This window comes from Acuticoccus kandeliae (assembly GCF_003073115.1).
This window is the reverse complement of sequence record NZ_QBBV01000007.1, coordinates 22,533-37,471: the sequence shown is the minus strand read 5'-3', so window position 1 is coordinate 37,471 and position 14,939 is coordinate 22,533. Positions and strand designations below refer to the sequence as shown.

Genomic DNA, 14,939 nt, shown 5'->3' with positions numbered 1-14,939 from the left:
TGTTGTCAGCTGACAGCAAGTCGCTGCGAGGGGAAGAAGCGCCGTGTCCTCATGGCGCGGCCATCACGCGTGGAGGGGAGGTGCGGTCCCCGATCTGGGACCGAAGGGGAAGGCGAATGAGGCCTGTCAGAACATGTTGAAAGGCGGCCGGATCGGCTTCCGAGCCTCGGCTCGGCAAGGTACCATTCGCTGGAGGCAAATCTCAAACGCTCAGCAAAGCAGAATCCATCCCAGTTATCCCCGTTTTCCCGGGATAACTTCGAATGCCCCTTAGGCCCTTTCTCGGTAAGCCTTTGATTCTAAAGGCGAATCCCGAGTGTCCTAGGTGTCCGGGTAACAATCTCAACCTAGGACACGGTAAGTCACTGATTTTAAAGGCGCTGTCCTAGGTGTCCGGGGTGTCCGGGGTATTTCGCGTATGTACGCGCGCGCGTTTTTTAGATTCTTAGATTCTATTCTATTAGTTACATACCGATGGTTTAGGATTCTAAGAGCGCTCCGAGTTCGCGAAACTCGCCTAAGCGTTTCACCAGATCCATACCCCCATCCAGAAAACGCCTCTGGGTCCTTCCGGCACCCTTGGCCTACGGGTTGTTCGCGCCCCGCCTTTTCACCAGTGGGTCTCGAAAACCGGAGCCTAAACCGCCCCGCTAAAGACAGGCCGGCCCCGACGGGCGCTTGAAGGGGAGGGGGGATCTCAGCCATCCTCTCGCAGCGTTGGTCTTGTTGTCAGCTGACAACCCGGCCGCCCGGTTAAGCCGGCGTCAACCTTCACGCGGCACATCTTCACTCACGCAATGAGGGCGCGATCGCGTAAGTTTGCGTGAACGCAGGGAGGATTCGCCGGTGACGCAGCCTGTGAACCGCGGCGCGAGCCCCGTCGGCTATGACACGATCGCGCACGATGCCGAGGCGCTGAGCGCGCAGATCGCCCGCCTCCGCGCCCAGATCTTCGAGCCGGACGCGACCAAGGCCCTCCGCCTCTTCACGAGCACGGAGGCGGCGAAGCTCCTCGGCGTCACCGATTCGTATCTGCGCCATCTCGCTCGCGCCGGCGAAGGGCCGGAGCCGCAGCGCCTCTCCGGAAACCGTCATGGCTACAGCCTCGAAGAGATCGAGGCGCTGCGGGTCCTCCTCGCGAAGAAGGGCGGGGCGAAGGCGCGCGTCATCGTGCCGAACCGGCCGGCCCACGAGCCCGCCCAGATCATCGCCGTCGCGAACTTCAAGGGCGGGTCCGGCAAGACCACGACCACGGCCCACCTCGCCCAGCATCTCGCGATGCGCGGCTTTCGCGTGCTCGCCGTCGACCTCGACCCGCAGGCCTCCCTCTCGAGCCTCTTCGGCTACCAGCCGGAGACCGATGTCAGCGCCGGCGAAACCCTCTATGGCGCGATCCGCTATGACGACCCGCGCCCGATCGAGGCCGTCATCCGATCGACCTATTTCACCAACCTCGACCTGGTGCCCGGCAATCTCGAGCTTCACGAGTTCGAGCACGAGACACCCCGCGCCCTCCTCGAACGCGGCGCACGCGAAGCGCCCTTCTATGCGCGGATCGCGACGACCCTCCACCCGGTCGCGGACCGCTATGACGTGATCCTGATCGATTGCCCGCCGCAGCTCGGCTTCCTGACGCTCGGCGCCCTCTGCGCCGCGAGCGGCGTCCTCGTCACCGTCCATCCGCAGATGCTCGACATCGCCTCGATGAGCCAGTTTCTCGTGATGATGGCCGACCTCATGGAAGTCGTGCGCCGCGCCGGCGCCGACGTGAGCCTCGACTTCTTCCGCTATGTCCTGACCCGTTTCGAGCCGAAGGACGGGCCCCAGGCGCAGGTCGCGGGCTTCCTGCGCAGCCTCTTCGGCGAGCGCGTTCTCGTGAACGCGATGCTGAAGTCGACGGCCCTTGCGGACGCGGGCCTGTCGAAGCAGACGCTTTACGAGGTCGGGCGGGAAGGGATGAACCGGGGGACGTACGACCGGGCGCTCGAAAGCCTCGACGCGGTGAACGGGGAGATCGAGGCGCTGATCCGGGCGGTGTGGGCGCAGCGCGCGGCGGCGCCGGCCGAGGCGGCGGCGTGAGTTGTCAGCTGACAACCATGGGAGACGCGGGATGACCAAGCGGCGGATCGCGATGGAGCGGCTTCTGCAGGTGGAGGAGCCGGAGGGGACGGGGCCGGCGCCGCCGATGCGCGCGGGCGCGGTGCGCACGATGGGCCTCGCGCTTCACCGGATGAGCGAGAAGCGGCCGCGCGAGGAGGCCGTGGAGGAGCTCGACCCGGCGCTGTGCGACCCGTCCTTCGTCCGCGACCGTCTCGAAGATGGCGCGGATGGGGCAGGGGAGTCCGACGCCTCCGGCATCGCGGCGCTCGCCGCGAGCATCGCCGAGAGCGGCCAGGCCGTGCCGATCCTCGTCCGCCCGCACCCCGAGGCCGCCGGGCGCTACCAGATCGCCTACGGTCACCGCCGCTGGCTCGCCTGCCGCCGCCTCGGCCGTCCGGTCCGCGCGCTGGTGCACGCCCTCGACGACGAGGCGCTGGTGGTCGCCCAGGGCCGCGAGAACAACGACCGCCGCGACCTCACCTTCATCGAGCGCGCCCACTTCGCGGCGGCGCTCAGCGAGCGCGGGATGACGCGGGCGGTGATCGGCAAGGCGCTCGGCGTCGACAAGTCCGAGCTCGCCCGCTTGATCGCGGTTGCGGAGGGGTTGCCGGAGGGGCTCGCCGCCCGGATCGGGCGCGCGCCGAAGGCGGGGCGGCCGCGTTGGCTGATGCTGGTGGAGCGTTGCCGCGCGGGGGGGCGCGAGGCGGCGAGGCGCGCGGAGAAGGCCGCCGTCGCCGGCGCGCACCTTCCGACCGATGAGCGGTTCAAGGCGGTGTTTGAGGCGCTCGCGCCCGCGCCGGCGTCAGCGGCTGTGGAGGTGGCGGGGTCGGATCTGCCGGTTCGCATCCGTGCCGGGCGCGGAACGACCGTGATCACCATCGATGAGGCGGAGGCGCCGGAGTTCGGGCGCTTTGTCGAGGAGCAACTCGACGCGCTTTTCCGGGCGTATCTGAAGCGGAAAGGCGAGGGCGGCTGTATCGTCCCTTCGGATTGATCGGCGGCCTAGGCGAGGCTTAGGCGGCCTCCGCCTTGTCGATAGTGGCTGGCGGCAGATTGGCTCAATCTGAGCTAGGGAGAATCGCACGAGATGAAGAGCAAGTACGCTGCGATCCACTCGATCTGAGTTAGATCGAGTGGATCGCGCTCCGTTTGTCCGTTGCGGATTCGCCTCAAGCTTCGGCACGAGTTCTCGCCAGAATAGCCCTGGCTCATGGAGGCCCGATGCGCACGACACTGAAATTCATTGCCCACCATCCTCTGACACGTGACAGGCCACTCGCCGCATTCGCTCGCGTTCTAAGTTGGCAGCTGCGCAGCCGCCTCCGGCGCGAGGTCGAGTTCGCCTGGATCGACGACGCCAAGCTCGCTGTGCGTCGGGGCATGACGGGCGCGACGGGCAACATTTATGGTGGGCTGCACGAGTTCGCCGACATGGGCTTTGTGCTGCACACATTGCGGCCGGGCGACCTTTTCGTCGACGTCGGCGCCAACGTGGGATCTTATACGGTGCTGGCCGCCAAGGTCTGCGGCGCCGAGGCGATCGCCTTCGAACCTGATCCTGTCACCATGGAGTTCCTGAAGCGTAACCTCGTCCTCAACGGCATCGAAGACCACGTTGCTACGTACCAATGCGCGCTCGGTGCGACAGAGGGGATGGTACGCTTCACGATCGGGCGGGACACCGTCAATCGGGTCGTCAAGACCCAAACAGTGCTCGGCACGCGGGAGGTTCCGTTGCACACGCTTGATACGGTTCTAGGAACGGACTTGGCGCGCGTCACGCTCGTCAAGCTCGATGTGGAGGGATACGAGCAGGAGGTGCTAGAGGGCGCTGCGCGCCTCCTCGCCTCGCCGTCCCTTATCGCTGTGGAAAGCGAGGCGGAGAACGCCGCGGTGGTGGAGCGCTTTACCGCCGCCGGGTTGGTGCGGCGCTTCTATGATCCTTTCACCCGTAAGTTGTCGAGCACGGCACACGGGTCGGCCTCCAATGCGCTTTTCGTGCGGGACGAGGCCGCGATCGCCGCCCGCCTGGAGGCTGCCCCTCTCCGTCACCTCTTTGGTAAGGCATTCTAGGCTTTAACCACCTCCAGCTCGATGCATTTCGTTCGCATCTAGCTGGAAAGGGATCGCTGGCCGTCTTCCAGTTCATCGAGGGTTGGCACAACCCCGGCCGACGCCACTCGGCGCTCCGCTACCTGTCACCCGTCAACTTCGAGCGCGACTGACGTGAGCCCCTGTTTTTCCTCCACGAATGGCTAGAGTCCGTCCCATCGAGGGACGGACGATGAAGCGATCACGGTTCACGGAAGAGCAGATCATCGCGATCCTGCGCGAGTAGGAAGCGGGCTTGGGAACGGCGGAGATCTGCCGCAAGCACGGCGTCAGCAGCGCGACGTTCTACGCCTGGAAGGCCAAGTACGGTGGCCTCGATGTCTCGCAGGCTCGCCGGCTCAAGACGCTGGAGGACGAGAACGCCCGCCTCAAGAAGCTGCTGGCGGAAGCCATGCTCGACGTGGCCGTTCTGCGGGACGTGACCGCAAAAAATGTATGGCCTGCCCCGCCCGGGCAAGTCTCTCGGTCGTTCTGACGACGGCAGTCCGCCTAAATGTATCCGGCCTCTCGCGAGTGGACTGCTGTTGCAGCCAGGCCGTGATGAGATCCGCGCGCATCGTTCCCAATAATGGTTCGTGCAGTCCGCACGCTTTTTTGCGCAGGGCTTACGACGCGCCGATCGACTGTTTCGTCATCACTTCCTCGAGCCTCGCTTTCCGCCCAACCGCCGCGTGTCAGGCGACGGCCGGATCCCGCCGTTCGTAGGTCGCGCCCGGCTTGGTGATGATCACCCACGCCACCCGTGCGACCTTCGCCGCCAGCGCCACCGTCACCTTGTTCACGTGCATCCGCGCGCAGAGCCCATCCAGCCAGTTCCCCAGCCGATCGCGAGACCGATCGAGATGCGTCACGCACGATCGGGCCCCGTGGACGAGCAGCCGGCGCACATACCGATTACCGCGCTTGGTGATCCCGAGAAGCACTGTCCGACACCCGGTCGAGCTTTGTCGCGGCACGAGCCCGAGCCAGGCCGCGAGATCGCGCGCTCGCCTGAACTGCGTGCCATCGCCGACCCCCGCGAGAAGGGCGGTTGCACCGAGCGGACCGATGCCCGGGATCGTCATCAGTCGCCTGGCGCGGTCGTCGCGGGCCGCCAGTCCCTCTACCTCGCGCGTCGCCGCCGCAATCCGGGTGTCGAGCCGCTCGATGTCTTCGTAGAGCTCGGCGAGCATGCGTCGCATCGCGGGCGTCAGGTCGTTCCCTTCATCGGCAAGGGCGCCTGGGAGATCTCGGCAGAAGACGCCGGCGCCCTGACGGATCGCGACACCGTATTCGAGGCAAAAGCCGCGGACCTGGTTGATGAGCCGTGTCCGGCTGGAGATCAGCTGATCGCGGATCCGATGACGTGCCTGAAGGTCGACCTCGTCCGTCGTCCTCACGCGTGTGAAGCGCATCGTCGGACGCGTCACCGCTTCGGCGATCGCCTCGGCGTCGATCGTGTCGTTTTTATGCGACTTGACGTACGGCTTCACGAACTGGGCCGGGACGATGCGTACCCGGTGTCCCATCGCTTCAAGCTTGCGCGCCAGCCACTGCGAACCCGGACACGCCTCCATGCCAACGATCACCTTCGATACCTGCTCGAAGAATGCCAGCAGCGTCTCACGGCGAAATTTTGCACGCTGGATCACCGCGCCGTCCGCATCGAGTCCGACAACGTGGAAGACGTTCTTGCCGAGATCGACGCCGTAGATGGCGGCGCCACGTGGTACGGTCCTGTTCATCGCTCTCACCTCCTCTTCAACGGCGCCTCACGATGAGGCTGGAGGGCGGGGCAGGCCATCCCATTAGTGGTGACGCCCGCGGCACGGCGGCAAGCTGTGGCTCACGTCAGTGACGTCGTAGGCGGCTTCGATATCTTCGCCGGCTGGCGCGTCGTGTATCCGTTCGCACACATCTGTCGATGGGGGTCAGGCCAGCCAGACTGTCGTGCGGCCAGCCCGGCATTGCCGGCTGCTGGCGATGAGGCGGTCGGCGTTCTACCGCCCGGTGAGAGGCGAGAGCTCGCTGAACCTGGCCTTGATGCGCCTGATCGACGTACGTACAGTTCCTCGAGATGCCTTGGTACGGGGCGCGCCAGATGTCCCGGCATCTGCGCCGTCAGGGTCATGAGGTGGGCGTAAGCGTGTGCGGCGGCTTATGGCCACCGCCTATTGTTGGCAGGGTCGATGCAGCGCAGGTGAACATCCGTTGGAAAGAGCTTGAGCTGGTTCATGTCAGCTCTCCCGTCCCGACAGGTCGCTGAAGCCTTGAGATGGTCGAAGCTGATACGCCCATGTCGCGCGCGATCTCGCGGCAGCTCTCGCCCGCCGCCAACCGCTCCAGTGCCTTCTTGCGTTGATGCTCGCTGAGCTTCGGTTTTGGTCCGAACTTGACCCCGCGCTCCCGCGCCACCGACCTGCCGTCGGCAGCGCGTTGGATGATCCGACCTCGCTCGTCCTCGGCTAAGGCCGAAAGGAAGGCGAGGAAGCCACGTCCGATCGGTGTGGTGAGGTCGAGATGCGGCTTGTCGAGCACCTTGATGGCGGCGCCGCGCTCGGCAATGCGCTGCATGATGTTGATGCCGTCCATCATCGACCGCGTCGCGCGGTCCCATTCGGCGACAATGAGGATGTCGCCAGTGCCGAGGGCATCGATTGCGCGCTCGAGCTGTGGGCGGTTCTTCACCGCCTTGCCGGATGCCTTCTCACGGAAGATCGTACCGCAGCCGGCGGACCGGAGCGCCCCGATCTGACGATCGAGGTTCTGGGATGGGGTCGAGACCCTGGCGTATCCGATCAACATCCTTCACAGGATGCCGAACCCGCCGCAAACCCGCAACGTGAACATGCAACATATCCTAAGCGCAGAATGCCTGCAGTCCTGAGTCTGCTGCATAAGTCGTGAAATGTGAAACAATTGGCCGATGGCGCCCGAATCATCTGCCCCAGCGCAGCCGTGTAACGGACGCCGCCTCCGCAGGTGCCGTTCGTCAACAGCCTGTTAGTGGTGCACCGGATTTAGGGTGCCGCCCACTTCCAGCAGAATATCTAGCGTAATACCTTTGCAGAAGAGAAGATGATTCAGCTGATCCTAATAAGAAAAATCAGATGATCTAGGAGTTTGATCGAACACAAAAAATCCGGCTATGATGTCGGCGCCGACCAGGAGAATAAGAACCTATTTTTGATTTACTAGTGACGATTATTTTATTTCCTATATTTGTTGTTATCGTCCGTCGTCCCTTTCGGATAATTGTTCCACGTTTCACTGCCAACGTAGCAGCGGCGCCAACATCACCGGTCGCCATGCAGGCCAATCAGGCAACGGTAGTGTCTGAATCTACGCGAGCTAGATCCTGCGCCTTCGCCTGCTCCGCCAGCGGGGGCTCGACGACTTCGAGCAAACTAGGCCGATCAGCGAGGCCGTCTCGGACACGACTCACGAAGGGGCGTTCGACCGCCCAGAGAAGACGCAGCCCGATCTCCACAGCGGGCAGGCCTATGCCACGTTGTGCCGGGCGCTGACCCGTCTGCAGTGCACCCAGATCTATACTGACATCCACGACCACGGATCGCCGCATGTCGGCAGATCTCGCTGATCACAGACGCCACGATCATCAAGGAGAATGCGACGGGGCGGATGATCGACGGGCGACCAGCTGATGGCGCTCGTCGAGGGCATAGACTGGACGCAGACTGTTGGCGGTGGCTGATCTGCGGCGAGGTGACTCAGGGCGCGACGTAAAGGCAGCGCGAATCGGCACAGCGTGATTCAATTGCGGCCATGGACGCGACCGCAGAACTTCCCGACAATCTCGAGGCTTTGAAGGCCATCGCGCTCGCGGGGGGCGAAGAGATCGCCGCGTTGAAGGCGGTCAACGCGGGCGCCGAGGCGAGGATGGAGCGTTTGATCGCCCCTCAAGGCGCTCGATCGGCGCGCTACGGCCGGCGTTCGGAGACGCTCGACCCTGAGCAGCACGCCTTCGTCTTCGAGGAGATCGAGGCGACCCTCGCCGCCGCCAATCCCGAACGCGCGAAGCGCACGCCGCGCCTGCCGCGCATCGAGGTCGCGGTGGAGCCGGACGCGGCGCCGTGTGTCTGCGGCTCGGACGATCGCGTCATGATCGGCGAGGACGTCTCCGAGCGGCTCGACGTGGTGCCGGCTAAGTTCCAGGTGATCGTCACGCACCGGCCCAAATACGCCTGCAAGGCGTGCCGCGAAGGCGTTATCCGGGCCCCGGCACCGGCCCGCCTGATCGAGGCTGGATTGCCGACCGAAGCGCTAGCCCACGTCGCCGTCTCTAACTAAATACGCTGACGGCCTTGGCGACGATCTCCTCCTTCGCCGACGTCGACCAGCGCCGCCTCGGCGTCGCAGGGCTCGCATCGAGCCGGGAGATCTCCCCCTCGATCAACTGGAAGCTTCTATGTCCAGAAATAGGTCCAGACCCAGTACCTACTGCTTGCTCACATCACCGATCCGGCCAAACGCCGCTACATGGGATCTGTTGGGTGCTTACGTATGACTCGTGTGAATATGCGACGGGTCGTCGGAAAGCCTCGCGATTCCCGGGGAAACCGGTTTACGCGCTACACCGGCAGGAAACGGACATTGATGTTGCAACAATCCGTCCGCGTCGGCCAATCTAAATGACTCCTGCAGCCGCTTTCTCGTCTGGCACCCCAAATTTCCAGTGGTCCCACGCATGAGCACGGCCATGCATATGGTGTGTTGCGCCAAGTGAGTGCCGAAGCGGTTATGGGGGCCAACCAGTCATCGTCCGATAGCCTTGGTTCTGCGCATCGGGCGCGTTCGGCACGCGCGGTGCAGCGGAGCACCGCCGGGAACACTTTGGAACCGAGAAGTAAACTGGTCATCAAATAATATGAAGCTGGCTCTATTTGCAAAAGGCTGGTCATTGCTCGACGAGCGTGAGAAACGACGTGCCCTGCTTGTTCTGGGCGTGGTCGTGTTGGCTGCCCTCACCTCGGCATTGATGGTCGGATCGATCATGCCGTTTCTGGCCACCCTCGCCGACTCGGAGCGCATCCGCGAGGTCGACGTCTTTGTCTGGGCCTACGCGGCGGGCGGGTTCAGCTCGGACTACGGCTTCCTCGTCGCCCTCGGCCTCGCCTCGCTCGCCGCGATCGTGGTCGCCAACGTCATGCAGATGCTGCGCGTCTACGCGGTGACGAAATTCGCGACGATGCGGATGCACAGCCTGAGCATCCGGCTCCTGCGGGTCTATCTCAAGCACCCATACGCGTACTTCCTCGACAAGAACTCCGGCGAGCTCGGCACCCAGATCCTGGCGGAGACCCAGCAGGTGGTGCAGCTATTCTACCGCCCCGCCGCCGAGGTGATCGCGGCGACGCTGACGGGTGGCGCCATCGTCGCGCTCCTGGTGTGGATCAACCCGCTGGTCGCGGTGGTCGCCCTGGTGGTCGCGGGCGGGCTGTATTTCGCATCCTACTACGTCAGCCGCAAGGCGGTCCGGAAGTATGGGGACATCCGGGCGGTGGCGAACAAGGGCCGGTACCGGATTGCCAGCGAAGCCCTGGCGGGGGTGAAGGACATTAAGCTGCTCGGGCGCGAGGGGAACTACGTCGACGTCTATGCGACACCCTCCTTCGAGATGGCGCGCGCCGAAACTTCCGCGATCTTTTTGGGCACGCTGCCGCAATACATGATGCAGATCGTCGCCTTCGGTGGGATGATCCTGCTCATCCTACTACTGCTCGACCCGTCCGCTCTGAGCAACGCGCAAACGATGGGCGATCTCCTGCCGCTGCTCGGCGTCTTCGCCTTTGGCGGCCAGAAACTGATCCCGGAACTGGCGAAGATCTATCTCGGATTGACTCAGCTCGCCTATGGCGCGCCGGTCGTCGACGCGCTCCACCGCGATCTCGCGGCCGAGCCGGATCTGCCGTCCTTGCCAGCGCGCGACATCGTGCCGCTCGGGCTTAAGCGCGATCTCGAGCTGCGGGACGTGTGCTATGCCTACCCGAATTCGGAGGGGGTCGGCCTTGCAGGCGTCTCGCTTCGCATCCGCGCCGGCGAGCGGATCGGGATCGTCGGCGGCTCGGGTGCCGGCAAGACCACGCTTGCCGATGTTATCATGGGGCTCCTCCGGGTGTCCGGCGGGGAGATCATCGTCGACGGAACGGCGCTCACCAATCACAGCTTCCAGGCGTGGCAGAGATCCGTGGGCTACGTGCAGCAGGCCATCTTCCTGTCTGATGCCAGCATATCCGAGAACATCGCCCTCGGCATTCCGCGCGACGAGATCGACCAGGCGCGGGTCGAGAAAGCGGCCCGCCTCGCACGGCTCGACGACTTCGTGCGTCATGACCTGCCCCAAGGCTACGAGTCGATGGTCGGCGACCGCGGCGTCCGGCTGTCGGGCGGTCAGAAACAGCGCATCGGCATCGCCCGGGCGCTCTACCATGATGCCGATCTGATCGTCTTCGACGAGGCAACGAGTGCGCTCGACAACATCACCGAACGGCAGGTGATGGAGTTGGTCGATGCACTGCCTGGTAACAAGACGGCGATCCTGATCGCGCATCGGCTCAGCACTCTGAAGAACTGCGACCGGTTGATCGTGATGGAGCGCGGGCGAGTGGTCGGTGTCGGGACATGGGACGAGCTGCTTGCGACCAACGCCCATTTCCGAAAGCTCGAGGCCGGCACTTCAGCGGTGAAACATTCGACCTAGCCCGGATGGCGTGCCGTGCCGGATCTGGTTTAGAAAACAAGGGAATTGCGATGGAAGACGGACGGAGCATCGTGACGCCGCTGCAGGAGGGTGCGGCCCTGAACGGGCCGAGGTACCTCAACATAGCGTGCGGCGGCACTTACGTCGCCCGGGCCGACTGGGAAAACGTCGACTACACGCCGGACGAGGCGGGGCACGTCACCCGGATGAACGTCCTCAATCGACTCGAGCCTTCGCGCTCGCAGTACGAGGTCGTCTATTGTTCGCATTTCGTCGAGCACATTCCTGCGGACTCGGTCATGGCCTTTCTCGAACGCTGTCGCAGTCTGACGGCTCCGGGAGGGGTCTTGCGGGTCGTCGTCCCCGATGCCGAGTTCCTGCTGCGCGAACACCTGCGTCACAAGGATGCCGGCAACCACGGCCTCGCCGAATTCGCATTCGTGAACTTTCTCGATCAATGCGTTCGTCGGACAAGGGGTGGGCGGCTCGGGGCGATTAATGGCGAGATCGCACAGGGACGGCGGCCGGATCTCGTTGAGTACGCGGAATTCCTCAATGGCGCACCGGACGCAGGTGCCGTCACGACCGGGGCAGCCGACGGGCGACCACTTGCGAAGGTGCTCAGGCTGATCTCGTCACCCGCCCGGTTGCGAGCGGCGCTGGAGCAACGTTACATCCGTTTGATCAGCCGATTGCTCCCGGAAGGGTTCCGTGCCCAGAACGTGTCGTTTGCCGATGTCGGTGAATTGCATCACTGGATGTACGACTTCGCCCAACTCGAGGGGCTCCTGAAGGCGGCGGGGTTTTCGTCGGTGTCCCGGCTGGGTTTCAACACCTCGAAACGGTCGGACGGGATATTCCTGCCGCTCGACGCGGTCGATGGCGCTCCACGCAAGGGGCACCACCAACTCTTCATCGAGGCCTATCCGTGACCATCGGGTGCGCTCCTGCCGAGACGCGCCCTTCGGCGACCGCCGAAACCGGGGCCAAGATCGTCGCGTTTTGCTGGATTTTCCCATTGGTCGCTACCCGGGGCGGGGTGGAACGTGTCACCTTGCGGGTGATGGATGGGCTCGCCCGTCGGGGCCACCAATGCCTGTTCATTCGCTACGACCTCGCCACCGACAGCTTTCTGGTGGACGAAGAAGACATCGGTGATCTCGACGCCTTCCTGTGCAGACACGAGGTTGACACACTGATCGATCAGAACGGCGCGGCGGATCGGGTCGCGCAGGAACTCGAAGGTAGCAGCTGGCGCGGGCGCCTCCTCGTCTGTCACCACGTCGAGCCGCTTTATCTGCGAAAAATCTACGATCTGCGTCGGGTCATCGCGGAAGCGGGCAATCGCGAAAACCGTTTGCGCGTTCGATTGGCTTGGTTGGCGCGTCTGGCGGGCTACCCGTTGTGGCAACGCGGCGCGCGCCGTCGGATCGCGGCGACGCAGACCCGCAACTACCGGCGAGCGGACCGGTATGTCATGCTGTCGAGGCGATTTCTGCCCGACCTAACGAGCCTCCTCGAACGGAATCCGTTGACCAAGGTGGCGGCGGTCCCGAACCCGCTCTCGTTCGAGATCGAGCCAGGCGAGGCGCGCGGATACGAAAAGCGCAACGAAGTGCTGATCGTGTCCCGCTTGAGCGAGGGGCAAAAACGGATCTCGGCCGCACTCGAGGCCTGGCGGCGCATTGAGGCCGAGGACCAGGGGGAATGGCAGCTGAAGATCGTCGGCGATGGCCCCGATGCCGCGGACTTGCAGCGCTTGGCGCGAAAACTCGGGCTCAAGCGTGTTCGGTTTCTCGGCTTTCAGAATCCGTTGCCGCACTATCGGTCGGCGGCGATCCTCCTCATGACATCCCGCGTCGAAGGCTGGGGCCTGACGCTGACCGAGGCGATGCAGACCGGGACGGTGCCGGTGGCGTTCGACGCGTATGCTTCGCTGCGCGACATCGTCGAGGATGGCGAAACCGGGATCGTGGTGGCGAACGGCGACGTCGCGGCACTCGCCGAGGCAACGTTGCGACTGACGCGCGATCCGGCGCAGCGCAATGCGCTCGCGGCCCGCGCCATTGAGGCGGCGCAGAGGTACCGGCTCGACAGGGTGCTGGACCAGTGGGAGGCGATCCTGTGACCCGCTGGCGTGCGGCGTGCGGCCGCCACCCGTTGGGCGGGGAACAGACATGGACCTGAGTACGTTCGACAATTCTGACTTTGACCGCGGTGCGTCGCGGGCGAAGGAGCTGGCCTGGATCGTCGTCTCGACGCTGAGTGTCGCCGGGCCGGTGCCCGGCTCGGGATGGCGCGCGGCGCTGCTCCGGGCCTTCGGCGCTGAGATCGCCGCGGGCGTGGTGCTGAAGCCGCGGGTGCGGGTGAAATTCCCCTGGCGGCTGGCGGTCGGCCGCAACAGCTGGATCGGCGAGGGCGTCTGGATCGACAACCTCGCCGAGGTCCGCGTCGGGCGCGACGCCTGCATTTCGCAAGACACCTATCTCGGCACCGGCAACCACGATTGGACCAGCCCGGGTTTCGACCTCGTGACGGTTAGGATCACCATCGAGGATCAATGTTGGGTAGGTGCCCGCGCCACCGTCGCTCCCGGGACACATATGGAGGCTGGCGCCGTGCTAGGGATCGGCGCGGTCGCCTCCGGACGGCTCAAGGGCTGGACCGTCTATGGCGCGGGAAAAGCGATCGAGCTGGGCGCGCGCCGTGAGAAACCGGCGGGCGACGGCGCGTGAAGGTGCTGCATGTCAATGCGTTTGATGCCGGAGGCGGTGCCGCGCGGGCGGCGATGCGATTGCATGCCGGGCTTCGGGGCCAGGGGGTCGACAGCCGGTTTCTGACGCTGAAGCCTAGTTCCGGCGAGGCCGGTGTGTTTTCGCCGCTCAGGAAGCGGCAACAGCTCGCGGCCTTCGCCAAGCGCCAGGCGGCCGCACGGATTGCGGCATTGCAGAAGACCCCCACCAATCCGATCATTCATTCGCTCGGGCTGTTCCCTTCGGGCCTTGGCCGCTGGATCAACGCCAGCGATGTCGACGTCGTGAACCTGCACTGGGTCTGCGCCGAGACCTTGTCGATCCGCGAGATCGCCCGGATCGAAAAGCCGATCGTCTGGACGATGCACGACATGTGGCCGTTCATGGGGGCCGAGCACTACGACGACCTTGATCACCCCGGGCGTTGGAAAGCGCCCTACACCCGTGCCAACCGCCCGGCGAACGCAACCGGACCGGGCATCGACGCCTGGGTCTGGGCCCGCAAGGCGCGGGCCTGGGCGGGCAGGACCTTCCATCTCGTCGCCCCCAGTCGCTGGCTCGCCGGCTGTGCCGCCGACAGCGCGCTGATGGGCCACCAGCCCCGCACCGTTATAGCCAACCCGCTCGATACCGATGCCTTCGCTCCGATCGACCGGGTCGCAGCGTGCCGGATGCTTGGGCTGCCGGAAAACCGGAAACTCGTCCTGTTCGGCGCGTTCGGCGCCACCTCGGACCGGCGCAAGGGATACGACCTGCTGGTTGCGGCGCTGCAGGCGTTCGAGCGCAACCACGGCAGGGCCGATGTCGAGGTGATGATGTTCGGCGGTCAGACCGACGGCGAAATTCCGGGGGTGGGGCTGAAGAGCCATTTCCTAGGCACCTTCCACGACGATCTCAGTCTGAGAGTGGTCTATTCCGCCGCCGACGTCTTCGTTGCGCCCTCGCGCCAGGACAACCTGCCAAACACCGTCGTCGAGGCGGCCGCCTGCGGGGTGCCGACCGCAGCGTTCGACATTGGCGGGATGTCCGACATCATCGACCACGGCGAAACCGGCATGCTCGCGCCGGCCTTCGGTGCAGACGGGCTTGCGGCGGGGATCGCCTGGATGCTGAACACACCGTTTGCGCGCGAGAAAGTGCGCGCGGCCGCCGTGGCAAAGTTCTCGCGCGAGGCGACCGTGCCGGCCTACCTGTCACTGTACCGGCGGGTGCTCGGGGCATGATGAGGGCCATGCGTCCTCGCGTGGGAATATCGGTCTGGCCACTACGGGCCG

The 14,939-nt window shown here is 64.8% G+C and carries 10 protein-coding genes and 3 pseudogenes; 11 read left to right on the top strand and 2 right to left on the bottom strand.

All coding sequences use genetic code 11. The features are described from left to right. Positions 1 to 846: 846 nt before the first annotated feature. From repA to DBV35_RS28950, 4 genes and pseudogenes are all read left to right on the top strand, one after another. Positions 847 to 2,079 carry a plasmid partitioning protein RepA gene (gene repA / locus DBV35_RS28965; protein WP_108663909.1) on the top strand — a complete coding sequence of 411 codons (1,233 nt, stop codon included), beginning with the start codon at positions 847 to 849 and terminating at the stop codon, positions 2,077 to 2,079. 31 nt (positions 2,080 to 2,110) lie between these two features. Next, the gene (gene repB, locus DBV35_RS28960; RefSeq protein ID WP_108663908.1) at positions 2,111 to 3,094 is read left to right on the top strand and encodes a plasmid partitioning protein RepB; all 984 of its coding nucleotides are present in this window, start codon (positions 2,111 to 2,113) and stop codon (positions 3,092 to 3,094) included. 227 nt (positions 3,095 to 3,321) lie between these two features. Beyond that, a complete protein-coding gene (locus tag DBV35_RS28955; RefSeq protein ID WP_108663907.1) occupies positions 3,322 to 4,173 on the top strand; it encodes an FkbM family methyltransferase in 852 nt (283 codons plus the stop codon). Between the two features lie 211 nt (positions 4,174 to 4,384). Then, positions 4,385 to 4,648, top strand: a pseudogene (locus DBV35_RS28950) (transposase); the annotation flags it as partial. Positions 4,649 to 4,886: 238 nt separating this feature from the next. Here DBV35_RS28950 and DBV35_RS28945 read toward each other — a convergent pair. After that, complete coding sequence (locus DBV35_RS28945) at positions 4,887 to 5,936, bottom strand: IS110 family RNA-guided transposase (protein ID WP_108663906.1); 1,050 nt, start codon at positions 5,934 to 5,936, stop codon at positions 4,887 to 4,889. 217 nt (positions 5,937 to 6,153) lie between these two features. Between DBV35_RS28945 and DBV35_RS28940 the strand changes: the two are divergent. Further along, positions 6,154 to 6,354: pseudogene (locus tag DBV35_RS28940) on the top strand (IS3 family transposase); the annotation flags it as partial. Between the two features lie 69 nt (positions 6,355 to 6,423). Here DBV35_RS28940 and DBV35_RS28935 read toward each other — a convergent pair. After that, complete coding sequence (locus DBV35_RS28935) at positions 6,424 to 6,993, bottom strand: recombinase family protein (protein ID WP_211100076.1); 570 nt, start codon at positions 6,991 to 6,993, stop codon at positions 6,424 to 6,426. A gap of 984 nt (positions 6,994 to 7,977) precedes the next feature. On the opposite strand from DBV35_RS28935, the pseudogene DBV35_RS28930 reads away from it, so the two are divergent. The 6 genes and pseudogenes from DBV35_RS28930 to DBV35_RS28905 form a co-directional block, all read left to right on the top strand. Beyond that, a pseudogene (locus DBV35_RS28930) lies at positions 7,978 to 8,518 on the top strand (transposase domain-containing protein); the annotation flags it as partial. A 561-nt stretch (positions 8,519 to 9,079) separates the two neighbouring features. Then, entirely contained in the window at positions 9,080 to 10,912 is a 1,833-nt protein-coding gene (locus DBV35_RS28925; protein ID WP_108663903.1) for an ABC transporter ATP-binding protein, read from the top strand. Between the two features lie 71 nt (positions 10,913 to 10,983). Next, positions 10,984 to 11,844, top strand: a complete 861-nt coding sequence (locus DBV35_RS28920; RefSeq protein ID WP_170135071.1) for a class I SAM-dependent methyltransferase — start codon at positions 10,984 to 10,986, stop codon at positions 11,842 to 11,844. Then, positions 11,841 to 13,040 carry a glycosyltransferase gene (locus tag DBV35_RS28915; protein ID WP_108663901.1) on the top strand — a complete coding sequence of 400 codons (1,200 nt, stop codon included), beginning with the start codon at positions 11,841 to 11,843 and terminating at the stop codon, positions 13,038 to 13,040. Before DBV35_RS28920 ends, DBV35_RS28915 begins: the two co-directional genes overlap by 4 nt. A gap of 49 nt (positions 13,041 to 13,089) precedes the next feature. Then, on the top strand, positions 13,090 to 13,647 hold the full coding sequence (locus DBV35_RS28910; RefSeq protein WP_108663900.1) for a WcaF family extracellular polysaccharide biosynthesis acetyltransferase: 558 nt from the start codon (positions 13,090 to 13,092) through the stop codon (positions 13,645 to 13,647). Continuing rightward, complete coding sequence (locus DBV35_RS28905; RefSeq protein ID WP_157962069.1) at positions 13,644 to 14,888, top strand: glycosyltransferase; 1,245 nt, start codon at positions 13,644 to 13,646, stop codon at positions 14,886 to 14,888. The genes DBV35_RS28910 and DBV35_RS28905 overlap by 4 nt, the downstream gene beginning before the upstream one ends. Positions 14,889 to 14,939: the final 51 nt, after the last annotated feature.